This is a genomic window from Occallatibacter sp. (assembly GCF_036502485.1).
Classification (GTDB): domain Bacteria; phylum Acidobacteriota; class Terriglobia; order Terriglobales; family Acidobacteriaceae; genus Telmatobacter.
This window is the reverse complement of the sequence record NZ_DASXYM010000043.1, coordinates 195,979-220,841: the sequence shown is the minus strand read 5'-3', so window position 1 is coordinate 220,841 and position 24,863 is coordinate 195,979. Positions and strand designations below refer to the sequence as shown.

The window sequence follows — 24,863 nt, the reverse complement described above, 5'->3', positions numbered from 1 at the left end:
AACACAAGTAGATCAAGGCGAGACGGCGTCCCTCTTCTCCGCTTCGCATGCGACGAATATCTCATTGGCTGTGGCAGAAGCCTTGCTGCAGTCGCAGCTTTGGAGGAACAGACGTGAAAAGATCCCTATGGGGATGGGTGCTGCTTTGCATCCTCTCCACTGCTTCCCTTGTCTTCTCCCAGTCAGCGACAACGTCCTTGCGTGGCACGGTGAAAGATCCGTCTGGCGCGCTCGTGCCTGGGGCTGCGGTCACCATCACCAATAACGCCAACGGGCAATCATTGAGTACCAAGTCGGATGCGGCGGGTCAGTACATTTTTGCGCAGATCCCGCCCGCCAAGTACGCCATTAAGGCGACCGCCACAGGTTTCGGTGATCAGACCAAGACGGCTGAGTTGCTGGTAAACCAGCCTGCTACCATCGACTTCGCACTGACGGTTCAATCCGAAGCCGTGACGGTAGACGTTTCCGCCGCTGCTCAGACCCTTAACCTTTCCGACGCCTCGCTCGGCAACTCTGCCGACAACGCTACTATCCAAGGGTTGCCCTCCGAGACGCGTAACGTTCCCGATCTCCTGTCTCTGCAGCCGGGCGTTCTGTTTCTGCCGGCCTCGACTACGACCGCGAACGATCCCCGCAGCGGCGCCGTGAACGGTGCGCGTTCGGACCAAGGCAACGTAACCATCGATGGCATCGACGACAACGATCAGGTGAACGGCTATGCCTTCACTGGCGTGCTGCGCCAGACCCAGGACTCCATCGAGGAGTTCCGTGTCGTCACCGGTAACTCCAATGCCGACTCCGGCCGCTCCTCCGGCGCCCAGGTCAGCATGGTGACCAAATCGGGTACCAATAAGTTCCACGGCGCGGCATACGAATATCACCGCCCCACCTTCACAGTTGCCAACGACTGGCTCGTTAAGCAGTCTCAGATCGCGAACAGCGAACCAAACATTCCCGGCAAACTCATCCGCAACATCTTCGGCGCCGATTTGGGCGCCCCCATCGTCAAGGACAAGCTTTTCTTCTTTGGGAACTGGGAGGCCAGCCGCCAGCGCGAAAATGAGGCTGTCATCCGGACGGTTCCGACGGCCACCTACCAGATGGGGCAGATTCTGTTCCCCAACACGTCGGGAGGCACCACTACTCTGACTGCGGGAGAAATCGCCACCCTGGATGGGGGCTGCAAAGTGTGCAACACGGCTGACTATCCCAATCCCCCCGGTCCCAACCCCAATGCGTTGAATGTATTCAATTCCTTTCCGGCCGCCAATGGAACGGCTGCCGGCGACGGGGGCTACAACCTGGGCTCGTACGCTTTCTCGTCCCACCATCCCATCGATCTGAATACCTATCTTGCCAGAATCGACTGGGTTCCCAGCGACAAGCACCGCATTCTCCTGCGCGGCCAGTTGCAGAAAGACACGGAAGGACTTTCCGAGCAGTTGCCCGGCCAGGGACCCTCCAGCACCAATGTCAACAACAACAAAGGCATCATCGCTGGTGATACCTGGTCCATCAGCCCCACGCTGATCAACGATCTTCGCTATGGCTATATCCGCCAGGGAACCAGTGCAAGCGGAGTGGGAAAGGGCGATTACGTATCATTCCGTTTCATTGACAATCCCACCTCGCAGAGCCGGTCCACCATCAGCAGCGTTCCAGTGAACAACCTCGTCGACAATCTGAGCTGGACAAAAGGAACCCACTCTCTCCAGTTCGGCGTCAACTGGCGTCTCATTCACCAGAACCACTCCACCGACGCAAATTCCTACTCCAGCGCCAGCACCAATCCCTATTGGCTGGCCGGTGATCCGCCGTCACCCCTCGACGGAAAGGGCGACTCCACCGTATCCGGCAGCTTCTCGAACTCCTATCTGATCGCCTTTGCGAATATGGTAGGGACGGTGCCTCAGCGGACCGACCAAGTCAACTACAAGATCACCAGCGCCGCCGCCGGCTCGCTACTGCCCGACGGCACCGCTATCGATCGACACTTTAAAGCCAACGAATACGAGGGGTATGCGCAGGATTCCTGGCGTATGCGCCCCAATCTCACGCTCACGTTCGGGCTTCGCTACTCCTATCTCGAAACTCCCTGGGAGACGCGCGGGCAGGAAATTATTCCTACCGTCGATACCCACGCCTGGTACCTCCAGCGCGAGACGGCGGCCGAGCAGGGGCAGATTTATGAGCCGCCCATCAGCTTCACGCCCGCGGGCCCATACTACAACAAGAAGGGCTATTATCCACCGAACAAAAAGGATTTCGCTCCGCGCTTGGCGATCGCCTATGGTCCTGATTCCAAGACTTCGATTCGCGCCGGATTCGGAGTCTACTACGATCACTTCGGGCAGGCCCTGGTTAACGACGTCGACCAGCACGGCTCCTTCGGCCTAAGTTCCTCGCTCACCCACCCCGCAGGCGGTGTCTACCAGATTGAGGGCAACTGCGTCACTGGATGCAGCCACCCCGGTGCTCCCCGCTTCATCGACCGCAACACCCTGCCAAACACCGTGAACGGCGGCACTATCGACACCACCACCACGTTCCCCTACACCTATCCCCGGGGCGCATTCAGCATTCAATCTGGCCTCGACAGCCAGATCCACACTCCTTACTCAGAAACGTTCGATCTGTCGGTGCAGCGCGAGCTGCCGGGAGGCTTCACCATCGAGGGAGCCTATATCGGCCGCCTTGGCAAACGGCTTCTGCAAAGCCTCGATCTCGCTGAACCGGTCGACTACAAGGATCCCAAGGGCGGCGGCGATTACTTTGCAGCTGGTTCCTTGCTGTCGAAGTATGTCGACCAGAACGGCGGCGTGGGCGGATACGTCTACGATGACAACGGAAATGCTATCGGGAATCAGGTAGAAGTGAAGGCCATTCCCTACTTCGAGAATGTTTTCCCTTTCTTCAAGAACTATGCAGGCCTGAACGAATCGGCCACCCAGGCCATCTACAACCTGGAGTGGGCGCCCTACCGCCCCACCTGGGGAGCCACTACGTCCCTGTCTGACATCGACGCGCCCTTCCTGGGGTATTACAACTTCCCAGCCGACTGGCAGTCGCACTTCTGGCAGGACCAGTTCGCTACCCTCTACGTTTTGTCGAGTGTAGGCTCAAGCTATTACAACGCCGGTCAGTTCACGCTGCGGCACGCCATGAGCCACGGTCTGCAGATGGACTTTAATTACACCTACTCCCACTCCATGGATATGGGATCGGACACGGAACGCGCCACCCTTCGCAATGGTGGTACCTTCTCGTTCATCCTGAACACCTGGAAGCCCTATCTCAACCGTGCGGATTCTGATTTCGATACCCGACACCTGGTTACCGTCGACTGGCTTTACCAACTCCCGTTCGGCCGTGGCAAGGCTCTTGCCGGAAGCGCCAACGGCCTTGTCGATGCGTTTATCGGCGGATGGCAGTGGTCCGGGCTGAACCGCTGGAGCAGTGGCCTGCCGTTCACGTTCTACGAACCCGGCTTTACCACCGACTGGGAAATTGAGAGCTTCGGCGTTCAGACCGCGCCTATCAAGATGCGGAAGCACTTCGACAGCGGTGGGAACGTTCAATTCTTTGACAACCCCGACGCTATCAACAACGGCGTCGCTAACGGCACCCCGATGCGCCTTCCCTATCCTGGGGAAGCCGGCCAACGCAACAACTTCCGTGGCGATGGCTACTTCGATATCGACTCAGGTCTCGCCAAAGCCTGGAGGACAGGCGACTTCGGTTCCCTTCGCTTTGCCTGGGAAGTTTACAACGTGACTAACTCAGTGCGCTGGGACCCTGCCTATATCAATACGGGACTCACCGGCGGCAGCCTGGGTGTGGCAACCAGCGTTCTCACCCTACCCCGTCGTATGCAGTTCGCCCTGCGGTACGACTTCTAACCTCAACGCTGAAGGAAACCAGAGCGCCGGACGGGGTCACCCCTTTCCGGCGCTTTTCTTTTCCGCTTGTTTGCCCGCTCCGGCCACGCTCGCGCTAATGGGTTTCGAGGTCCCCTTCGCCGTAGAAATTTCAGCCGCCTTCACCGCTTCCGTCGCGGTTCCTTTGGTAGGCGCCAGAATTGGGACGGCTCCGCTCTCGTTCTTCACCAAAATCGAAATGCGCCGGTTGGAAGAATCGAATGGATTCGCTTTGACGCGCAGCATCTGGTCCGCATAGCCTCGCACCTGCGTCACCTGGTTGCCGCGCACGCCATCCTGCTGCAGCAGTCTACGTGCCGCATTGGCGCGATCCGCCGAGAGCTCCCAGTTACTGTAGCCGCCCTCACTCGAGTACGGAGCCGCATCCGTATGCCCCTCAATAAGTAGCCCGTTGGGCAATTTCTGCAACTCCCCCGCCAGCAACGCCACCAGTTGTTGTCCTGTGTCGCTCAATTGTGCGCTGCCGCTCTGATAAAAGGTCCCGTTCTTTCCTTCGAGCAGCTCGATCCGCAAGCCCTCCGCCGTGATCGTGATCTCGATCTGCTTGGATAACTTTTCCAGTTCTTTCTTTGCCCTGATCTCCTCTTCAAGCTTTTCCTTGAGAGCCTTCATCTTGTCTTCGGTCTTCAGCGTGGCCGCGACGCCGTTCCCGGCCATCGTTGTTCCGAGCAGGTTTGCGGTGCCTCTTGGGTCGTTGAAGTATCCTGCCACGGCCTTTTTGATCTTGTCACTGGAATTCATCAACCACAGCACGATGAACAGTGCCATCATGGCGGTGACGAAATCCGCATAAGCGACTTTCCACGCGCCACCGTGGTGGCCCCCGTGGTGTCCTTTCTTCTTGATCACGATGATGGGCTGCGCCTTCGTCGACATTCGTGCCTGCTCCTCTCCCGAGTCTGCTGAACTGACCTGAGGGGTCTCAAGCCGCGGCCGGTGTCTCCGCCACCTTCCCCTGGTCCTTGCAGTGCTTTTCCATTGCGTCAAAGGATGGCCGCACGTGCGCGGGAATGGCGCGCCGCCCCATTTCCACTGCGATCATGGGCGCCGACCCTTTCAAAAAGGACAGCAGCAGCACGCGGAGGACATGGAGATAGCTGTTATGTTCGTCCGCCGCTTTGGCCATGTTGGAGCTGAGCGGTCCCGCCACGCCATAGCACAGCAGGATCCCGAGGAACGTGCCGACAAGCGCAGCAGCTACTTTGTGACCGATCTCTTCAGGAGGACCGCCCAGCGCCCCCATGGTGATCACCACACCCAGCACCGCGGCCACAATGCCCAGGCCGGGCAGCGCGTCCGCCGTGGTTGACAGCGCCGCCACCGGCTGCGCCGCACCCTGATGATGCACCTCCATGTCGAGCTCCATCATCTGGTCCATGTCGAATGGTTCCACGCCCCCGGTGATTGCCATGCGCAGCGTGTCGCACACGAAATCGCGCGCGTGATGATCGGCAAGAAACGCCGGATAGTTCTTGAAGATCGAGCTCACCTCGGGCTTCTCCACGTCGTTCTCCACGCTGAGCAGGCCCTCTTTTCGCACCTTGTTCAGGAACTGGTACATCATCTTCAGCGTATTCAGATACTCTTGCTTGCTCAAGCCTTTACCCTTGATGACCCCCAGCACCCCGCCCAGAATGCCCTTCAGAATATGCAGAGGATTGGCAACCAGCAGCGTACCAATGGAGGCGCCGGCGATAATCAGCAACTCCGCCGGCTGAATCAGCACCCCTAGCTGCCCCTTCTCCATCAAAAAGCCGCCAATCACTGCGCCAAACACAACCAGAATGCCTATGATGGCGAACATGAACCCCTCCCCGGAGCTAGCGCTACGTGGTTTCCGCCTGCGTGTACGCTGGCCTCCATGGCCCTTTGCGCACGCTTCAGGAGCTCAGCCAGAGTGTCTCCCGCTTGTGTGATAGCCGTGCCCACACTCACGGTCAGGGAAAGCCGATCGCCCCACCAGCGGAAATCGGCAGTGCGGGCAATTCCTCCCAGAACTCGCGCACGATTGGCCAGCATCTCGCCACAGGGTTCGTGTGCCAGCACTAAAAACTCGCCGTCGCCCCAGCGGCCAATCTCATCACCACCGCGTAGATGATTCGCCAGCGTGCGCTCTACGCTTTCCAGCATCGCTTCACAAGCGCGGGCGCCATGCGACTTGCGCATGGCCTCGGCCTGGTCCACAGTGATCCAGAGAATCCCAAGGGGTGCCCCTTCTTCCTCGAACCGCTCGAACTCGGCGTCGAGATGTTCACGCAGCTCGGCCTGGCTCGCTCTTACTTCGGAGCCTTCGCTTGTTTCGCCGTGGGGCAGGGCATTGGCGTGCTCCGCCAGATGGAAGACCGTCGCAATCCCGATGCGCGCACCCAGCGGATCGCGCAGAATCACGCGGCGCGCAATTGTCGGTATATCGTGCCCCTGCTTGTGTTGCGCGTGCACTAGCCTGCCGCGCCCCAGCGTCGGTCCCTCACACGGCTGACTCCGCTCGAATACCCCGCATGAGCTCAGAGGCTGCAGCGCCTGTGGCAGTTCCCGCCCGATAATTCCCGCATTGGGATGTCCCGTAACGGTCTCCGCCGCACGGTTCCAGAACACCACGCGGCCGGCTTCGTCGAGCAAAGCCAGCCCTTCGGGATACACGTCGAGTGCGGCTTCCACCAGTTCCGCCCGATCTGCCATCGCAGCCTCCCCATTGCTTCATCGGCAGCGGAGACCGCAACTTCATTCAGACAGGATGGGGATTACGCCGTGGTTGCACAGTGTGTGGCGAGTTGGGCGGAGTTTCCGCCGCGCCGGGGAAGGCGCACAATGAAACGAGTATCGCCGGGCTTGGATTCCAGATCGATCCGCCCGTCAAATTTCTGGGTGACGATGCGATGGACGATCTCAAGGCCGAGTCCTGTGCCTGATCCCACCGGCTTAGTGGTGAAGAACGGCTCCCAAATGTGCGGCAGCACGTCTTCGGGAATGCCACTGCCGTGATCGCCGATGCACACCACCAGCCAGTCCGGTTCGGTCCACGTGGCAATCTCGATCTTGCCACTAGCCGGCGACGCATCCGCGGCGTTGTCGATAAGGTTTGTCCACACCTGCGCCAGCGCCGACCCGCGCGTTTCGATCAAAGAAGGTGACGCATCGAATCGCTTTTCCACCTTAATCTGCTTGATGCGCAGCTTGTGTCCCAGAATGGTCAGCGTGCTCTGCAGGCTGTCGTGAATGTCCAATTGGCGGCAAGGCGACTTCTCGTCGTAGGCGAACTTTTTCACCGCGCTCACCAGATCAGATACGCGGCCAAGGCTCTCTTCAATGGTGCATACCTGCGCCATGCTCGAAACCAGGCTGCCCAGCCAGTTCAGCGCATCGGAGAAAGCCTCCGGCTCAAAAAAGGCCTGCGAGCATTTGAGCTCCTCAGGATGAAAACCCATCTCGACCAGCGCCGGGCCGATGGTCCACGCATTCTCCACGCCTGCCGCTTCCAGCCACTGCGACAGCTCTTCCTCTGCATCGGCCTGGTCCACACTCGACAGGGCCGTGACGTGGCAGCTCTGGATGGCATGCCGCAGCAGCGACTGCATGCATTCGATCTGTTCCTGGGTCTTGGGCCGCTCACTCATTCTCAAGCCCAGCTCCTGGAGCCGTCGCAGGTTCTCGCGTAACTGTGCGGCGGAGCGCTTGGCGGCTGCGCCTGGATTATGCAACTCGTGCATCAGGCCGGCGGCCAGTGTGCCCAGCGTCACCAGCTTCTCACGATGTAGCGCCTCCACCTGGTAGGCCTGCATGCGTTCCGTCATGTGACGGACCGCCATTTTACGCACTTCAGGACAGCACGCCAGAAGGCTCCAGAACTGTTGCTCGGTGAAGCGCAACACCACGGAGTCATCAACGGCACGGATGTAAAAGCTGGAAATTTCCTTTCCATGCAGCAGCGGTGTCTCTCCGTAGCCCTCGCCTGGGATCGCGAAGCCCACCGGGGCGAGGGTTCCATCCTGCTCCGGGCGATCGGCGCGAAGCTTGCCCTCAAGCACCACGGAATAGAACAACGGCGATTGCCCTGGCTCGGTGATGGTGGCGCCCTGCGGCGCCGTCACCCGCTGTACTGTATGCATCCCGCAGGCGGAGAAATCTGACGCGGCAAACGGCGGAAACTGCTTCAGCAGCCCCGCGACTTGGTCGAAAGATACCTCTTCGATTCGCACCGGTTTCTTGCCTGCCCGTGTTTCGTTCGCCGGCATGTCGCTTTCCTGAGCCACGAAAACCCCTTGTTCCAGTTCCCGCTCTTAAAATCCGGCGAGGTACTGGTGAATGAACTGTACGGCAATTGATCCTTCGCCAACCGCCGAAGCCACTCGCTTCACCGATCCATAACGTACGTCCCCGGCCACAAACACGCCCGGAACGCTGGTCTCCAGCAGAAACGGATCCCGTTTCTCGCGCCACTCCGACGGCAGCTTGCCTTCCGAGCGCAGATCAGGACCCGCGAGAATAAATCCTTTCTCATCGCGTAGGACCGAAGGCGGCAACCAATCCGTGCGCGGCGCCGCTCCGATAAACACAAACAGCGACTCCGCTTTGACCTCTTCTTCGCCGTTCTGCCCGCGCAGCCGCAACCTCTCCAGATGTTCGTCGCCGAGGGCTTCAACCACCTGCGTGTTCGGCATCAACACAATATTCGATGTGCGACCGATCTCATCGATCAAATATTTCGACATGGTTGCCGCCAGGCCCGGTCCGCGAACCAGCATAATTACCTTGCGCGCGTATTTGGCGAAGTGCAGCGCGGCCTGTCCCGCGGAGTTGGCCCCCCCCACCAGATATACGTCCTGCTCCTTGCAGGTCGGAGCTTCCACCAAGGCCGCGCCATAATAGATTCCGCGCCCCGTAAGCTGCTCGCCGCCCGGCACATGCAGCTTGCGATACTGTACCCCCGGCGCCAGCAGCAGAACGTGGCTCGAAACCTGGCGCCCGTCCGCCATGCAGATAAACCGGTACTGCCCATCAATCTTCAGCCCCGTGGCACGCTGGGTAACAAACTCAGCCTCGAAGGCCTTGGCCTGCAGCAGCGCGCGGCGCCCCATTTCCGCGCCCGTGATGCCCTGCGGGAATCCCAGATAGTTTTTGATCATGGATGTGGTGCCGGCCTGGCCGCCCGGTGCTTCCGACTCGATCACCAGAGTCTTCAACCCTTCGCTGGCCCCGTAGACCGCCGCCGCCAGCCCCGCGGGACCGGCCCCCACTACAATCAAATCGTAGAAGTCCTCACTGGCCTGAACCCTCATGCCCACCCGGGCAGCCAACTCCCCCGGAGGAGGGTTTTTGAGCACTGCGCCATCGGGAAAAAGCACCAGCGGCAGCCCCTCGCCGTCCATCTTGCGGTCGTCGAGGAGCTTTCGACCTTCTTCGCCATCCACATCCAGCCAGCGGTACGGCACATGATTGCAGCTAAGGAATGTGCGCACCTCATGGTCGCGCGGCGACCAGCGATGGCCGAGCACCGTAAGTCCATCAAACCGGGGCCTGTAATCCCCCTTCCAACTCTCCAGCAGGTCGCTCAGCACCGGGTAGAGCTTCTCCTCGGGGGGATCCCACGGCTTGTTGAGGTAGTAGTGGATGCGCGCGCTGTTGATGGCTTGGATCGCAGCCTCGGTGTCGGCATAGGCGGTGAGCAGAACTCGACGTGCGTCGGGATAGAGGTCCCGCGAACGTTCCAGAAACTGCACTCCGGTCATGCCCGGCATGCGCTGATCGCTGATCAACAAGGCCACGGATTCATCGCGCGCCTTCACCTGCGCCAGTGTATCCAGCGCCGTCTGCCCTCCAGCCGCCCGCATGATTCGATAAGTGGACCCGTAGTGGCGACGCAGGTCCTGCACCACAGCCTCAAGCACGTTTACGTCGTCATCTACGGCCAACAGAATCGGTCTCGCCATGCTCCCAGTGTACGGGCCCGCGCAAGCCCCGATTTCCTTGCTTTGCCCCCTTTTCCACTTCTTATCCCTGCCGCTCAGCAGGTTCCGAATGCATTAACACGGTACGCCCCCTTTCGTGGGATTTTACCCTTGGCGAGGTCCGTGGCAGACTGTAAGCTCGTACACGAAATAAGACACTTAGCGGAACTCACATCAAATCGGGAACGTTTGTTTTCAAACGGACCCGACTCAGCTTGTTCCTCGTCGGCAGAAGAAAGTTTTAAAGGGGGCTGCCGATATAGTGCACGTAAAAGCTAGGTTTTCCAAAGCGGCGACGCAACACCGGTTGGCGGGCCAGCGTGCCCGGCATATCCGTATGCGAGGGGTGCGGCGGATGAGGCGTACAGGATGAAAAAGATTATTCTCGCGGATTGTCAGGCGATTTTTCGGGCGGGGACAGCTAAGGTGCTGGCTACAGACGACGACCTGCGGATCATAGCGCAGTGCGCAGATCTGGACCGGTTGCTCCATGCCGTGACCACATTTCCAGGCTCTATCGTGCTGTTTGCTGCCTCGCTGCGGCCAGACATGGTCCAACTCCGCCGCATGCTCGAGGCCGGCGGGAGCAAAGGCATCGTCATCGCTGAAAACTCTGAGGGAGCCCAGGTCTACCTTCAGCAGGGATTTCGCGGCGTCGTTTTCCGTAATGTGACCGGACAATCCCTCATCGAATGCGTGCGCCGCGTATCGAATGGCGACACTTGGATCCCTCCGCAGCTCGTGGTCGCGGAGAACATCGAGGAAGATGTCGTCGGAACCCGGGTCCGCGATCGCCTTACCCCCAAGGAGATGCGCATCGTGGCTCTCATCGTTCAGGGCTGCAAGAATCGGGAAATCGCCATCCGCCTGAAGACCACTGAGCAGGTAATCAAAAATTATCTGCGATCCATCTACGACAAGACCGGCGTCAGTGATCGCCTGGAACTAGCTCTGTTCACCATCCATCATCGCACCCTGGCCGCTGCAGCCGCCGAGGTTGGCAGCAAACTCGAAGCCGAAGAACAAGCTGCGGGCGCCGTCGCCTAAGACATCCTACTCCTCCCTAATCCGATCCTCTCGCCCCCCTCTCTCTGAGGGGCCAGCGTGTGGGTCGGACTCATCGGCCCGGACATCTCCCAGACAAACTCCATCCGTGGCTGGAGAACCTTCCCCATCTGTCGGCCGATGACGCCTGCCCTTGCACCATTAAAACTTTCTGAAACTGCGAGTGTTTTCGCCGCCCTGCTGAAAGCCGGCGACCACCACGCGGTACGCGATTCACCTCCGGGCCACACCGCATGGCCGCGAGGTACCACCCGGTTTTTGCCCTTATCACCAAGGGCTTTTGGAGAGTTCTGATGATGCTGAAACTGACACGCCGAGTGTTTCTCGCCCTGCTGTGCCTTGCGGCCGCCGCGCTTGCGCAGGGGCAGGAGAATCTTGCCGTGGTGCGGGGTTCCGTTTATGATCCGCACCACCGTGCGGTACCCGCCGCACGCGTGCACCTCACTGCAACGGGCACCGGAGTACAGTGTGACGTGGTCGCCTGCGTTCCGCAGATGGATTTGCGCCAGTGGAACGCCGACCGTTATGCCCAGGACAACCGGCGCGTCACCGCCAACACAACCCTCGACTACGGCGTGCGCTATGAGTACATGGCCTCTCTGGTCGACATCGAATACACCAACTCCAACCTCGATCTCTCCAGCAGCGCGCCCAGGTCTTCATCGGCGGTCAGAACGGCTACCCGAAGGGCCTTCTCTACGCGCCGCGCACCAACTTCTCGCGCGGAGTTCTTCAACGCCCTCAACCACACCAACCTCGTCACGCCGAACCGCTTCGTCAACACCTCAAGTTTCGCCACTATCCCTGAGGCTTCGACTCCAGGCCGCGAGATCCAGGTCAGCGCCCGCCTCTCCTTCTAACTTGCGACCAGGCTGAAATCCAGAATAGAGACAAATCAGGCGCTTCCGGTCCGGGCGTGCCTGACGCATTTTCCGCTCTCTCGCGACGCCGGTTCGGATAAGGAGCGTATAAAGGCCGCTCCCCCTTCTGCTGGCCGTACTTTCCTCGCTAAAATGCAGAATCCCACAGCGAAGGGGGGTCGGATATGAGATTTCATAGGACTGATTCTGGAATCGACTCGTTTGCCGCGCTGCGGCTGGATGAAACTCTATTAAGTCCCTTTAACTGGCACAGCCCCGCCATGTTGCGAATGGCAACCCGATTGCAGCGTAACTAGCAGAAGTACCGGTTTCCGCTTTCCCCTAGGCACGCTGTTTCCCCGGCGTTCGTTCTCAAGGGGCCCCCTTTTCCACAGGGAGAGCTCTTGTTCCCCACGCAGGAGACCACAACTCACCACCCACACGTTTGGAGAATGTATGACCACACGGGCACTTCGATTCACCTTGCTGTTCCTTTTAGCACTGACCGTAATCCCCGTGCATCTTCTGGCTCAGGCTACCGCCAGCGGTTCCGTGCAAGGAACCGTAACTGACTCTTCGGACGCCGTCGTGAACGGTGCACAAATCACCGTCACCAGCCTCTCTAATGGGTCCAAGCGTACTGTCAACACCAGTAACGCTGGCAGCTATCGTTTCGACTTGCTTGCTGCCGGGAAATACAAGCTGGAGATCTCTGCCAGCGGTTTCGCGACTGCCGTCTCTAACCTGGAGCTGATGGTCGGTCAGACCGTTACCACCAACGTTGCCTTGAAGCCCGGCGCCGCCTCGCAGACCGTGGAAGTCACCGCTGAAAACGCGCTGATCGACACCACCAAGACCAGCGTCAGTGCGGAGATCACGCCGACAGAAGTGCAGCAGCTTCCCATGGTGGGGCAGGACGCTGCCGATCTCGCCTACCTGGCGCCCGGCGTCAAGATCGCTGACTCCTATGATCCGACCAAGAATCGTTATGCCGTCCTCTCAGTGAATGGCTCCGGCGGACGCAACGTCAACGTCACCGTCAACGGCGTCGACAACAAGGACAACACCGTCGGTGGCATGGTCATGCAGCTTCCCCTCGAGGCCGTCGAGGAATACCACATCAGCACCCAGCGCTTCTCGGCGGAGAACGGGCGCTCCGAAGGCGCCGCCATTAACATCATCACCAAGCGCGGCGGTAACCAGTTCCACGGTTCGGTCACCGGCTTCTTCCGTGATACCGCATTGAACACGGATGAAACCGATCCCGACGGCCATGGCGGTACGACGAAGTCGCATCCCGACTACACCCGCCAGCAGTTCGGCGGTTCCGTCGGCGGCCCCATCAAGAAGGACAAGTTCTTCCTCTTCTTTGCCATCAACCGAGAGCGCGAACACCAGGCCCAGGCAGAAGACACAAGCTCGTACGAGCAACTTGTCGCCGCGCAGCCGTTTTTTGGCAGCATCGACAATCCCTCCGCTACCATCCCGCGTCCCTTCTTCGAGACCCGCTACAACGGGCGCGCCGACTGGATCTTCAACAGCAAACAGAGCGCATACCTAAGCTATTCCTCGCAAGCGAACAACAGCCTCAACGACCAGTCCGATGGCACCGGCGACCTGAACAACGGCAACTTTACTGTCAACCACCTGCAGATCGCCAACTTCACCGTGAACTCACTTCTCAACGACACCACTGTGAACACCTTTACTGCCGGCTTCCAGTATTGGAATAACCTGATCGACAGCAACATCAGCTCGCCGCTGGTCACGTTCCCCAACCCCGCTTCTTTCGGTACCAACACCAACGTTCCCCAGCAGTCCTTCCAGCGCAAGTGGCAGTTCAAGGACGACTTCTCCAAGGTGGTTGGCAAACACACCTTCAAGGGCGGGGTGGACTACATCTGGAATCCCGCCGAAGGTGGATTCTTCGAGTTCAGCTCCACCCTCGAAATCGACTTCTCCCAGAACCCCACCGACATCATCGCCGCCTATCCTGACTCCTTCTCCCACCCCGGCATCGTCTCGGGCATGGCCATCGCCAACGGCGACCCTTCGTTTATCGTCGCCACCAAGCAACTCGGCTTCTACGGGCAGGACGACTGGAAGGTCAACCGCAAGCTCATCCTCAGTCTCGGCCTCCGCTGGGACAAGGACTTCAATATGATCGGCGGCTCGGACATCGCCAAGAGCCGCACCTACCTCGATCTCAAGACCGTCAACAGCCCCATCACCGATCCCTACGTATCCAGCATCGCTAAGGATGACAACCTGGACTTCAGCCCCCGTGTCGGGTTTGCCTATGACCTGACCGGCAAGGGCAATCATGTGCTGCGCGGCGGCTATGGCCTCTACTACGGCAACGTCTTCCAGAACATCCCGCTCTTCATGGAGCAGATGGCCAACCCCACCGTCTTCCAGACCGTGCTCAGCCTCTCCAGCCCCTCTGATCCGGTGCCCGGAACTGGTTTGACCCTGGGCGAATGGCGCTATGGCGTAGACCCCATGCCCACCATCCCGGCTCCCTCCTCGGAATTGGCTCCCCGCAGTGTCGGCCGGCTCATAGATCCGCACTATCGCAATCCCGTCACTGAGGAGTTCAACGCCGGCTATACCTGGGCCATCAATCAGAACGCCGCCATCGAAGCCGAATACGTGCACGTCCTCGGCCTGCACATCAATCGCACCATAAACGTCGACCAGCGCATCCCGATCGGCAATGCCGCGGGCGATTGCTGTACCCGCCCCTTTGACGCGCCCTATGCTGCCTCCTCGATCTCCGATCGGCCGCCGGCCAGCGTCCGTGTCGAAGAAGCCATCGGCCGTGAACACTACGACGGATTCAACTTGAGCTTCAAAGATCAGATGTCGCAACGCTTCCAACTCACCGCCAACTACACCCTGGCGTGGGCCAACGCCTTCGGTGGCGGCAATGGCTTCCGCAACTATCCCAAGCTGGCAACGGCGCCGTTCGCGAGCTGGGAGTGGGGCCCTACGCCTAACGACGAGCGCCACCACATAACCGTCGCCGGCATCGTCGACTTGCCCAAGGGCTTTCAGTTTGCGCCAATTCTACAGTTCGGCACGGCTCGCCCCTACGACCTCACAAACGCCAACAACACCCTCAACACCGGTGGCGGTACGGCCATAGGCGTCGTCGTCCCTAAGTCCGACCTCAAAAACTACTTCGCTTACGCAGGAAACGAAGCCGGCGCACAGAACTGCTTTTACGGCCTCGGCCAGCCGGCTGATTGCACGCTGGTTCCCTATGACTCCATGCGCGGCAACGCGTTCTTCCAGCTCGATACCCGCTTGGCCAAGAGCTTCAAGTTCGGCGAGCGTGCCAACCTGCAGATCATCGCCCAGGCCTTCAACCTGACCAACCACGCCAACTATGGCAATAACTTCGGCCACAGCATCAGCTCGGCGTCCACCTTCGGTCACCCGGTAGGATTCATTGCACCCGCCTCGGTGATCGTTCCCCGCGCCACCTGGGGCGAACTCGGCGCCCGCTTCACGTTCTAACTGCAACCTCGCATCAACCAACAACAAAGGGCAGGCGCCATGCGCCTGCCCTTTGGGCGTGTGTCCTCGTCTTTGTTTCTGTCATTCCCGGAGGGAAACTACTTTTCAGGACCCCTCAGATACCAATCGGACTCGGCTGTCCCGTCACCTTTTCGGCCACGCTCTTGGCCTGTGTGAACAGGAAGAGATAATCCGGGCCGCCCGCCTTTGAGTCCGTACCGCTCATATTGAACCCACCGAATGGATGTGCCCCCACCATCGCCCCGGTGCACTTGCGGTTGAGGTAGAGATTGCCGACGTGGAACTTCCGCCGGGCGATCTCCAGCTTCGCGTGGTCGTCCGAGTAAATTGCGCCGGTCAACCCGTATTCGGTGTTGTTGGCCACCGCGAGGCCCTCTTCAAAGCTGTCCACCTTGATAATCGCCAGCACCGGCCCGAAGATCTCTTCCTGCGCGATGACCGCATTTGGCGCGATGTCCGCGAAAACTGTCGGCTCAATCAAATATCCGCCGTCCGCATTCTCCACCGCCTTTCCGCCGGCGACCAGACGTCCTTCGTTCTTGCCGGTCTCGATGTAGTTCAGAATCGACTCGTACGAGCCCTTGTTGACCACCGGCCCCATCGACGAATTTCCGGACGGATCGCCCACCGTCCACTGAGCTACTTTTTCGCGCACCCGCTCCACAAACATCTCGTACACGGGCGCTTCCACAATCGCTCGTGAACAAGCCGAGCACTTCTGCCCGCTGAATCCGAACGCCGCGCCCACTACGCCGTCCACCGCCGCGTCCAGATCCGCATCCGCGCAGACAAGAATCGAATCCTTGCCGCCCATCTCCAAAATCGTGCGCTTGATCCAGATTTGGCCCGGCTTGGCTCTAGCCGCGCGCTCGTGAATGTCCAGCCCAACAGCCTTCGATCCGGTGAACGCGACGAAGCGCGTCTTGGGATGCTCCACAATGGCGTTGCCGAACGTGGCGCCCGATCCCGGACAGAAGTTCACAACACCGCCCGGCATCCCCACCTCTTCCAATACTTCGAGAAACTTGGCGGCAATCGTCGGCGAATCCGACGACGGCTTCAGTACCACCGTATTGCCCGTCGCGATGGACGCCACCGTCATTCCCGCCATAATAGCGAACGGAAAGTTCCACGGCGGAATCACGGCGCCCACTCCCAGCGGAATATAGAGCAGCTGGTTCTTCTCGCCTGGATATTGAATGGGGGTCGTGGCCGCCGCCAGACGCAACGCTTCGCGAGCGTAGAACTCCAGAAAGTCGATGGTCTCTCCCACATCGGCATCGGCTTCAGCCCAGTTTTTGCCCACTTCGTAGGTCAGCCACGCGCAAAACTCAAACTTGCGGTGCCGGATAATCTCGGCCGCGTTCAGCAGCAGGGAAGTGCGTTCCTCTACGGTGGTCCGCGACCACGTTTCGAATGCCTTCAGTGCCGCCTGCATCGCCTGCTCAGCGTGCTCCGCTCCGGCCTTTTGATGGACACCCACCACCTGGGCCGGCCGAGCCGGATTAATCGATCGGATCTTCTCCGCAGTCTTGAAATGCTCGCCGCCGATCACCAGGTCATATTCGCGGCTCAGCATCCCGCCCACGTGGTCCAGCGCCTCGCGCATGGCGCGACTGTTCTCATGCGACTTAAAATCGGTAAACGGCTCATTGCGGAATTCGCCCTGGGGCGAACGCGGCTGAATTGCAGTAGGAAGCGTGACGGTAGCCATAGCGATTCGATTCTAGTCCAAGCCCCAAAGATGCGTCTCGGCATCCCTCACCGCCAGAATCTCGGTGAAACGTACTGCCGTCCCCCATCACGAACTTGAATACCGATACAACGCAACCAGAACCCCCACGATAATGACCCCGGCAACTTCCGTCACCAGGTTCATATCTACTTGAAATTCGCGGCCGCGCAGATGAAAGCGGGCCGGAGGAATCCCCCCTGGATCCGACAGCGTGCCCCCATAAATCCTCCGCGCGAACAAGGCCGCGAAAAATCCCACCATCGGCATTGCGGCCAAAAGCGCCGCCAGATAAAACCGCTCCGACGCAAAAGGCCCGCGCAGCAGCAGCACAATTTCAACCACCGCCAGCGCCACGGCGGTGCCCGTCTGCCAAACTACGTGAAAGCGCGCATGTCCCAGCCATTGCGGGTGCGTTGCATGGGTCCGGTTCAGATCCATGACCGCGGTTGCCAGTCCCTGGATGCCGCAAAAAACTGCCAGAAGCACTCGTGCAATCGAATGAAGACTCATGTGCCTGATTTGTCTGAGTGTACGCTCGTATCGCGCTGCACATCACCTTGACGCAAAGGACAATTTGATAGCGTGCTTGTCTTCTGGTTGTCAGATTCGCCGTCTAACGGAAGCGGCAACTAGATGGATAAACACTGCCCCAGAGCTGTAGGAATGAATGAATCGTCATGTTATAACATCGGTTGACACCCTTGAAGAATGACGAAATTGTAATCGCTTGCTGAGGGCTCGGCAGCTTACAAACATAGGTAAACAACGTCTCAATCACTACGACCAGCATCCCGCTTGCGGAGAAGAAAGATGCCTTTGCCCCGCAGGGTTATCGATATACGACACTGGAGAGAATCTATTCATACGGAAGTTATACCAGCGTGCAAGCCGGACTCCACCCTGGAGCGTTTGTCGGCTGCGTTTACTGACCGTCTGCCGATCTCGCCGGACCTTGAGCCCACGCTTCGCCGAGCCGTGCGCCATCTCTTGACATATACAGGGAGCATGGTGCGGCCACGCATCGTATACAGTCTCGCCGGTGCCTACGGAATTCACGACGAGGCCGCCACTGACCTGGCCATCGCGCTCGAGTACTTCCACACCGCATCGCTTGTGTTCGACGATTTGCCCTGCATGGACGACGCCAGCATGCGCCGCTGCGCCCCTTGCGTGCACATTGCTTTCGGCGAATCCAGTGCGATTCTCGCCGCGCTCGCCCTCATCAATCGTGCCTATGCGCTCGTGTGGCGCGCCATCGCCTCGTGCGCTGCGGAGTTTCGCGCGCCCGCACTCAATTATCTCGAGCGGCACCTCGGCACACACGGCCTGCTCAACGGGCAGAGTCTCGACCTGAACTACTCCAGGTTGCCGCATACTTTGCACTCCGCGGAGCGCGTCGCGCATGGCAAGACCGTTTCCCTGATTTCGCTCACTCTGGTGCTGCCGGCCATGGCCGGCGGTGCGACACCGCGCGAGTTGCACCTTCTGCACCGCATCAGCACGTTCTGGGGCCTGAGCTACCAGATTGTTGATGATCTCAAGGACGTGCTCGAAACATCTTCGACTTCAGGCAAAACCCCGGCTCGCGACCAGTCGCTGGACCGGCCAAACATGGTGCTCGCAATCGGCGTGGCCGCGGCCGTAAATCGCCTGCAGCGGCTCATAGGCGCCGGCGACCAGAGCCTGGAGATGCTTGTCAGGATTCGGCCCTCCTTGAGTTTCCTCAGCACGTTCCGGGGCACACTGGAGGATGAGTTGACACGCGTCTCTGAGGGAGCGGGCGCGATTCCCATCGACAGGCAAAGATGATATTTCTCCGCCTGATTGTGGTGAATCTCATGCGGCACCGCGTCCGCACGCTCATCAGCATCGCCGGCATAGCCTTCAGTGTTGCTGCCATGCTGACCGTCGTCACCGTCCTTGAGGGCGCCGTAGGCATGTTCTCCAGCATCCTTTCCAGCGGCTCGGAGATGATCGTCTTCGAGCGCAACGTCTCCGATCTGTTCTTCAGTGATGTGCCGCCCAACGCTCAGAAGGACATCGCGCAGTGGCCGATCGTAAGCCACGCTGACCCCGTGCTGTTTGGCGTTGTCTCCAGCGCCGATCACCCCATCATCACCTGCTTCGGAGTCACCTTGCAGGACTCGCGCATTCGCAACGCTTCCTGGGTGTCGGGAGGCGCCTCGCAGTTCGACAGCGGCGGCAATCCCGTTGTGCTCGGCGAACGCGCCGCCGATTTTCTGGGCGCCGCCACCGGCAAAGACGTACCCATCGGCCACGGCGTGTTTCACGTCATTGGCGTCGTCCGCACGCGCAACGGCTTTGAAGACGGTGGCGTATTCATGCCGCTCACGGCTGCGCAGAAGTTCTTCCACAAGGAAGGCTCCTCCGTCATCACCATCAAACTGCGCAACAAAGACGATGCCGCGTCATTCAAGGCGCAGGTCCATCAGCATTACCCCAGCCTGATTGCGCTTGAAGATGCCGAGTTCTCGCGCTCCTATTCGCAATTCAAGATACTCAAAGCGACAGCCTGGGCCGTGGGCGGATGTGGCTTGGCGCTCGGTGGCCTCGGCGTCGCCAACACCATGATCATGTCGGTCTTCACACGCATCCGCGAAATCGCTATCCTGCGCGTGAATGGATTTGCCAACCGGCAAATTGCCGCCACCATCTTCGGAGAGTCCGCCGTCGTCTCTGTAGCCGGTGCGCTTGCGGGGCTGGCGCTGGGCGCCACCGCGCTGTACGGCCTCAAAGCCGTACCCGCTCTGCACGGCTATGTCGACGTCACCATTCATCCTGTGCTGATGCTCGTGGTCGTCGCGCTCGCGCTGCTCACCGGTCTCGCCGGCGCGCTCTATCCAACTGCATACGCCATGCGGATCAAAGCGGTGGAGGCGCTGCGCTTCGAATGAACACGCTCACCTCATCCCCCGCAGACACGGCAATCATCCGCGCTACCGACATCTGGAAGAGCTACGATGAAGGCGCCATCGCCGTGCTTAATGGCGTCAACCTGGAAGCCCGCAAAGGCGAAGCCGTCGCCCTGTGCGGGCCTTCGGGATGCGGCAAGAGCACGCTGCTTCACCTCATCGGCGGCCTCGATCAACCCAACAGAGGATCGGTCTCGGTGAACGGCAGCCCGCTCGATCGCCGCCGCAATATGGTGCACTTCATGCGCCACGAAGTTGGCTTCATCTTCCAATTGCATAACCTGATTCCCGATCTCACCATGGAAGAGAACTGCCTGCTGCCTGCTGTTGCAGCGGGCACCGGCCGCGCCGCAGCAAGCAGCCGTTTGCGGGATCTCGCCGAGCGCACGGGCCTGCAATCCCGCCTCAAGCACCGGATACAGAAGCTCTCCGGTGGAGAACGCCAGCGCACCGCCATCTGCCGCGCGCTCATGAACCGCCCCGGCATTCTGCTCGCCGACGAGCCCACCGGCTCCTTGGATGAGAAGACCAGCGCTGTAGTCTTCAAGCTGCTGCTCGACCTGGCGCATACTGAAGGCGTCACCCTGTTGATGGCCACGCACGACCTTGGTCTCGCCGCCGCCTGCGATCGAAAGCTGGAGATGCACGATGGGCGAATTCGCGCAAACAGCTGAACCCGTTCGCTCCGCCGGCGTCATCGCGTCCGTGCAGCATGCGCTGGGATGGCTCGTCGCCGGCAATGCCCTGGGCGTCATGATCGCCATTCTCCTGCTGCTGCCGCAATTGAACCCATGGCTCGGCGAGTGGACCTACGGCCGCTGGATGATGGTCCACGTGAATACGGCACTTTTCGGCTGGTGCAGCGTGCCCATGCTGGCGCTGTTGTTCAAGGCCTACGGCGCGCACCGCGGCAGCCTTTCTACGTGGTGTCGCCCTGTCGTCTGGCTCTGGTCCGCCTCGCTGCTCGTCGGCTCGTACTCATGGCTGCAGGGTCACTCCAGCGGCAAGCTCTTCCTCGACTGGTCCGGTTACGCGCGCGTTTTCTTCCCATTGGCTCTTTTCGTCCTCTGGATCCTCCTCGTACTCGCATTCTTAAAGAACCGTAACGCGCAGCGGGGAAGCCGTGCCGCGTTGATCGCGCGCCTCGCCGGCCTGCTTGTCCTCCTGCCCGTGCCCTTCGTGCTCTACATGGTGTCCAGCCCCAACCTATATGCCGCGGTGAACCCCGAAACGGGCGGCCCCACCGGCGCCAGCCAGCTTGAATCCACCCTCGGCGTCGTCCTGATTCTGCTCGCTGTTCCTTTCGGCATCGCGCGCCGCTTGTCCGGTCTGCGATCCATTGCCGTGGTCGCGTGGAGCGTGTTTCTGCTCGAGTCCGCGCTCACCGTTTCCCTCGGCCGTGGCGATGTGGGCCATCACGCGCCCTCGCAATATCTCAGCCTGGCGAGCGTGCTGGTGTGGATCGCTCTGGTCCCTGCCTACTACCATTGCTTTGAATGGAATGTCGCCACGCGCCGCTGGCGCCGCGCCTTCCTCGCGTGGTGGGTCGGGCTGGTAGTCACCGGATGGATCATGTTTCTCGCCGGCGTGCTCGATCGAGTTAAATTCACGGATGCTCTAGTCGGACACTCCTTGCTTGCCGTCGCGGGATTCCTCAGCGCCTACGTGATCTTCGTTCTCGTCCAGATTCTCGGCGAGCACGATGCGTGGATTCTCAATCGAACCTGGTCGTTCTACGCCTGGAATCTCGGCGTGCTCGCCTACGTCGTGGTCATCATGTACGCGGGTTGGATTGAAGGAGCAGACCCGGCATTCACCATCGCGCCCGGAACCCCACGCAACGTTCTCTACATCCTTCGCCTGCTCACCGGGATCTCCATGCTGGCGGGCTCCGCTGAGTGGTTCATCGCTTCGCTGTCACTTAACTCCGCAGTATCTCCCGCAACAAACAACGTGCCCAGAGTGGAGGCCGCATGAACCGTTCGCTTCTGCTGATTTACCAATGGGCAACCGGGCTGTCTGACTCGCTCACTGGCATCCTGCTTTACGTAGCCCCTGCGTTCACACTCCGCATGATGGGCGTGCACGCGCCCGCGGATGCCATGCCGTACATCGGCTACATCGGCGCGTTCGTCTTAACGACGGGTCTGGCGTGCCTCTATGGCGCCTATCTGCTGCACGTGCGTGCCTGCCCTGAGCGCATCGAGACAGTATGGCTGCTCACCGCGTTTTCGCGTGCCGCCGTTGCGATTTATATTGCGCAGGCCATCACCGCTGGAACGCTCGAGAACGCATGGATCAGCGTGGCCCTGTTCGATGGCGCCTGTGTGCTGGTGCAGGCAATCGGCCTGAGCCGTAGATGGCTTAAACATGCGTGAAGACGGAGTAAAGTCCGGCTGGCGCGCGGTTGCGCTGATCACCGTCGTTTACGTGTACTTCCTCATCTTCGCGCAGTTCGCGTTTCTCGCGCGCCTCGCAGAGTGTGGCCTCGGCGGCGACGTGCTCAAGCTGATCATGGCCGCTATGGCTTGCGGTGGAATCCTGCTGAGCCTGCTCACCCCCCGCATGCAGGCTGCGCTAAACCCCGCGCTGCGTCTTCGCTTCGGATTGGCCCTGTCAGCAGCCGCCGCACTTCTCACGTTGGCTCCGCTCGTGCTGATCTCGGCCGTCATCATTGCGTTTTTCATAGGCGCCGGCCTGGGAATCACCACCGTCACCCTCGTCACGCACCTGCGCCTCTGGACCGGCGCGCGCAACGGCATTCTGTCAGTAGGTCTCGGCACCGGCCTCGCGTACTTCATCTGCAACATCCCCGCCGTGTTCACGGCGGCTCCCGTGGTCCAGGCGCTATTGGCTGCAGGCTTGTGCGCCATCGCCGTCGCGCTGCCGCTCGCGCCGTACAACGGCTCCGCCCCTCACCCCGACGCCCGTTCTTCCATTCCCTTCGCCATCGCCCTCACGTCCTTCACGGCCCTCATCTGGCTCGATTCGGCAGCGTTCTACATCATCCAGCACACCGCGGTTCTCAAGGCCGGCACTTGGCTCGGTAGCGCGCATCTCTGGACCAACGGCGGCCTGCACCTCCTTGCCGCGATCTCGGCAGCCATGCTGCTGCGACGCGGTCGCACCCTGGCTACATTGGCCCTCGCCTTCGCCGCGCTCGGCTTCGCCTGCCTGCTCCTCCTCCATCCGGCCCTCATACTAAGCGCATCTCTCTTTTACCCCATCGGTGTCTCGCTCTACTCCGTCGCGCTGGTGGCGTATACATCCTTTCTCACCTCTGCAGACTCAACCAATGACCGTGGTAGACAGGCCGGATGGATCTACGCCATCGCCGGCTGGATCGGTTCGGCGCTGGGCATTGGCATGGGGCAGAACCTCGGCCACGTTCCTCCGTCCTTCGTCGCCGCTGCGGGCGTGGTGGTGCTCGCGCCTGTCTGCCTCGCGCTAGTCCGACGGCGTCCGCGTGAAATCGCACTCGTAGTTGCGGCCGCTGCGGGGGCGCTCCTCGTCTATCGCATTCTCCCCGGCGACCAAGCCGCCACGGCGATTACTGCCGCTCAGCGCGGCCGCCAGATCTACATCTCCGAGGGCTGCATCAGTTGCCACTCCCAGTACGTGCGGCCCTATAGCCCCGACGTGCTGATGTGGGGACCCGTGGAGTCGACAGCGGAGATTCATGCCGAAAAACCGCCCCTCATCGGCAATCGCCGCCAAGGACCCGATCTCACTCAGGTGGGCCTGCGCCGCTCCCCGCTCTGGCTCAAGGCGCATCTCGTCAACCCAGCGGAGGTCAGCTTCCGCTCCCCCATGCCCGCCTTTGCATTCCTCTTTCGCGACGGCCGCGGCGATGACCTGGTCGCCTACCTCTCCAGCCTGCACGGGCCCGGCGAGCAGTGGCAGTTACAGAGGGAAGCCGCCTGGGTGCCTTCGTCATCGGCTTCGGCCAGCGCCGCGGACGGAGAGCGCGTGTACCAGCAGCACTGCGCCACCTGTCACGATGAAGACGGCCCAACCCGCCTCCACTGGTTGAACGACTGGCGCAAGCTTCCGCCAACGCTCCCAGAGCTGCGCACTTCCGCGGCAGGCCAGCCGCAGTCCAGACTGGCGCAGATCGCCAAATTCGGCATGCCCGGCACAGACATGCCCGGCCATGAATACCTCAGCGACGGCCACCTCGCCTCCGTCGCCCTCTGGCTCAAATCTTCCGCACCGCAGAACGTTTCTCAACCGCAGGCAATAACCACAGGAGACCACGAATGAGGATCATTGCTAGAACTGCCCTTTTGACGCTCCCGCTCTCGCTGGCTGCCTTCGGCTTCGCGCAACAGCAGACCTTCACCGTAAATCCCGGCTCCAGCAGCATCGGTTTCGCTCTCACCGGCACCGGTCACGAGGTGCACGGCACCTTTCACGTCACCAGCGGCACCATCGACTTCGATCGCAGCTCTTCCAAAATGACCGGCACCATCGTTGTCTCCGCCCTCAGCGGCGACAGCGGCGACAAAAGTCGCGACAAAAGCATGCACGACAAAGTTCTCGAAGCCGACCGCTTCTCCGACGTCGCATTCCAGCCGCGGAGTTTCACTGGCAACTTGGTTCCGACGGGCGACTCTAACATCCAGGTTTCTGGCGTCTTCACCCTGCACGGCTCCCCCCACGACATCACCGTTCCCATGCGGGTGCTTGCCGATGGGCAGAACCTCACCGCGAAGGGAAGCTTCATCGTGCCTTATGTGAAGTGGGGCCTGAAAGACCCCAGCATCTTTGTGCTCAAGGTGGCCAAAGAGGTGCACGTCGACCTGAACCTGGTCGGGACCGTCTCTCCCTCCAAGTGAGGA

The 24,863-nt window shown here is 60.4% G+C and carries 18 protein-coding genes; 11 read left to right on the top strand and 7 right to left on the bottom strand.

Features of this window, described 5'->3' with window-relative positions; all coding sequences use genetic code 11:
• The first annotated feature begins 113 nt into the window (after nt 1-113).
• The gene (locus tag VGL22_RS07520) at nt 114-3,902 is read left to right on the top strand and encodes a TonB-dependent receptor (protein WP_465266290.1); all 3,789 of its coding nucleotides are present in this window, start codon (nt 114-116) and stop codon (nt 3,900-3,902) included.
• A 36-nt stretch (nt 3,903-3,938) separates the two neighbouring features.
• Here VGL22_RS07520 and VGL22_RS07515 read toward each other — a convergent pair whose 3' ends face one another.
• The 5 genes from VGL22_RS07515 to VGL22_RS07495 form a co-directional block, all read right to left on the bottom strand.
• A complete protein-coding gene (locus VGL22_RS07515) occupies nt 3,939-4,817 on the bottom strand; it encodes a flagellar motor protein MotB (RefSeq protein ID WP_465266289.1) in 879 nt (292 codons plus the stop codon).
• A 46-nt stretch (nt 4,818-4,863) separates the two neighbouring features.
• Entirely contained in the window at nt 4,864-5,745 is an 882-nt protein-coding gene (gene motA, locus VGL22_RS07510; protein ID WP_465266288.1) for a flagellar motor stator protein MotA, read from the bottom strand.
• Nucleotides 5,730-6,620, bottom strand: a complete 891-nt coding sequence (locus tag VGL22_RS07505) for a GGDEF domain-containing protein (protein WP_465266287.1) — start codon at nt 6,618-6,620, stop codon at nt 5,730-5,732. Before VGL22_RS07505 ends, motA begins: the two co-directional genes overlap by 16 nt.
• A 62-nt stretch (nt 6,621-6,682) precedes the next feature.
• Entirely contained in the window at nt 6,683-8,173 is a 1,491-nt protein-coding gene (locus VGL22_RS07500) for a sensor histidine kinase (protein ID WP_465266286.1), read from the bottom strand.
• Between the two features lie 45 nt (nt 8,174-8,218).
• The gene (locus VGL22_RS07495; protein ID WP_465266285.1) at nt 8,219-9,868 is read right to left on the bottom strand and encodes an NAD(P)/FAD-dependent oxidoreductase; all 1,650 of its coding nucleotides are present in this window, start codon (nt 9,866-9,868) and stop codon (nt 8,219-8,221) included.
• Between the two features lie 387 nt (nt 9,869-10,255).
• Here VGL22_RS07495 and VGL22_RS07490 point away from each other — a divergent pair, with 387 nt between their 5' ends.
• The 3 genes from VGL22_RS07490 (at nt 10,256) to VGL22_RS07480 (ending at nt 15,333) form a co-directional block, all read left to right on the top strand.
• On the top strand, nt 10,256-10,933 hold the full coding sequence (locus VGL22_RS07490; RefSeq protein ID WP_465266284.1) for a response regulator transcription factor: 678 nt from the start codon (nt 10,256-10,258) through the stop codon (nt 10,931-10,933).
• A 311-nt stretch (nt 10,934-11,244) separates the two neighbouring features.
• On the top strand, nt 11,245-11,811 hold the full coding sequence (locus VGL22_RS07485; RefSeq protein ID WP_465266283.1) for an outer membrane beta-barrel protein: 567 nt from the start codon (nt 11,245-11,247) through the stop codon (nt 11,809-11,811).
• A gap of 456 nt (nt 11,812-12,267) precedes the next feature.
• Nucleotides 12,268-15,333 (top strand): TonB-dependent receptor, encoded by a 3,066-nt coding sequence (locus VGL22_RS07480; RefSeq protein ID WP_465266282.1) that lies wholly within the window; start codon nt 12,268-12,270, stop codon nt 15,331-15,333.
• A 115-nt stretch (nt 15,334-15,448) separates the two neighbouring features.
• Here the strand turns inward: VGL22_RS07480 and pruA are convergent, their stop codons facing one another.
• Nucleotides 15,449-17,068, bottom strand: a complete 1,620-nt coding sequence (gene pruA, locus VGL22_RS07475) for an L-glutamate gamma-semialdehyde dehydrogenase (protein WP_465266281.1) — start codon at nt 17,066-17,068, stop codon at nt 15,449-15,451.
• Nucleotides 17,069-17,155: 87 nt separating this feature from the next.
• On the bottom strand, nt 17,156-17,599 hold the full coding sequence (locus VGL22_RS07470) for a hypothetical protein (RefSeq protein WP_465266280.1): 444 nt from the start codon (nt 17,597-17,599) through the stop codon (nt 17,156-17,158).
• Between the two features lie 300 nt (nt 17,600-17,899).
• Here VGL22_RS07470 and VGL22_RS07465 point away from each other — a divergent pair, with 300 nt between their 5' ends.
• Genes VGL22_RS07465 through VGL22_RS07435 form a run of 7 tightly spaced genes read left to right on the top strand, consistent with a single transcriptional unit; the run spans nt 17,900 to nt 24,860 of the window.
• Nucleotides 17,900-18,898 carry a polyprenyl synthetase family protein gene (locus VGL22_RS07465; protein WP_465266279.1) on the top strand — a complete coding sequence of 333 codons (999 nt, stop codon included), beginning with the start codon at nt 17,900-17,902 and terminating at the stop codon, nt 18,896-18,898.
• Nucleotides 18,895-20,004, top strand: coding sequence for an ABC transporter permease (locus VGL22_RS07460; RefSeq protein ID WP_465266278.1), 1,110 nt, complete (start codon nt 18,895-18,897; stop codon nt 20,002-20,004). The genes VGL22_RS07465 and VGL22_RS07460 overlap by 4 nt, the downstream gene beginning before the upstream one ends.
• Entirely contained in the window at nt 20,001-20,696 is a 696-nt protein-coding gene (locus VGL22_RS07455) for an ABC transporter ATP-binding protein (RefSeq protein ID WP_465266277.1), read from the top strand. The genes VGL22_RS07460 and VGL22_RS07455 overlap by 4 nt, the downstream gene beginning before the upstream one ends.
• On the top strand, nt 20,671-21,999 hold the full coding sequence (locus VGL22_RS07450) for a hypothetical protein (protein WP_465266276.1): 1,329 nt from the start codon (nt 20,671-20,673) through the stop codon (nt 21,997-21,999). Before VGL22_RS07455 ends, VGL22_RS07450 begins: the two co-directional genes overlap by 26 nt.
• On the top strand, nt 21,996-22,400 hold the full coding sequence (locus VGL22_RS07445; RefSeq protein WP_465266275.1) for a hypothetical protein: 405 nt from the start codon (nt 21,996-21,998) through the stop codon (nt 22,398-22,400). Before VGL22_RS07450 ends, VGL22_RS07445 begins: the two co-directional genes overlap by 4 nt.
• Nucleotides 22,393-24,285 (top strand): cbb3-type cytochrome c oxidase subunit II, encoded by a 1,893-nt coding sequence (locus VGL22_RS07440; RefSeq protein WP_465266274.1) that lies wholly within the window; start codon nt 22,393-22,395, stop codon nt 24,283-24,285. Before VGL22_RS07445 ends, VGL22_RS07440 begins: the two co-directional genes overlap by 8 nt.
• Nucleotides 24,282-24,860 carry a YceI family protein gene (locus VGL22_RS07435; RefSeq protein WP_465266273.1) on the top strand — a complete coding sequence of 193 codons (579 nt, stop codon included), beginning with the start codon at nt 24,282-24,284 and terminating at the stop codon, nt 24,858-24,860. The genes VGL22_RS07440 and VGL22_RS07435 overlap by 4 nt, the downstream gene beginning before the upstream one ends.
• Nucleotides 24,861-24,863 lie beyond the last annotated feature (3 nt).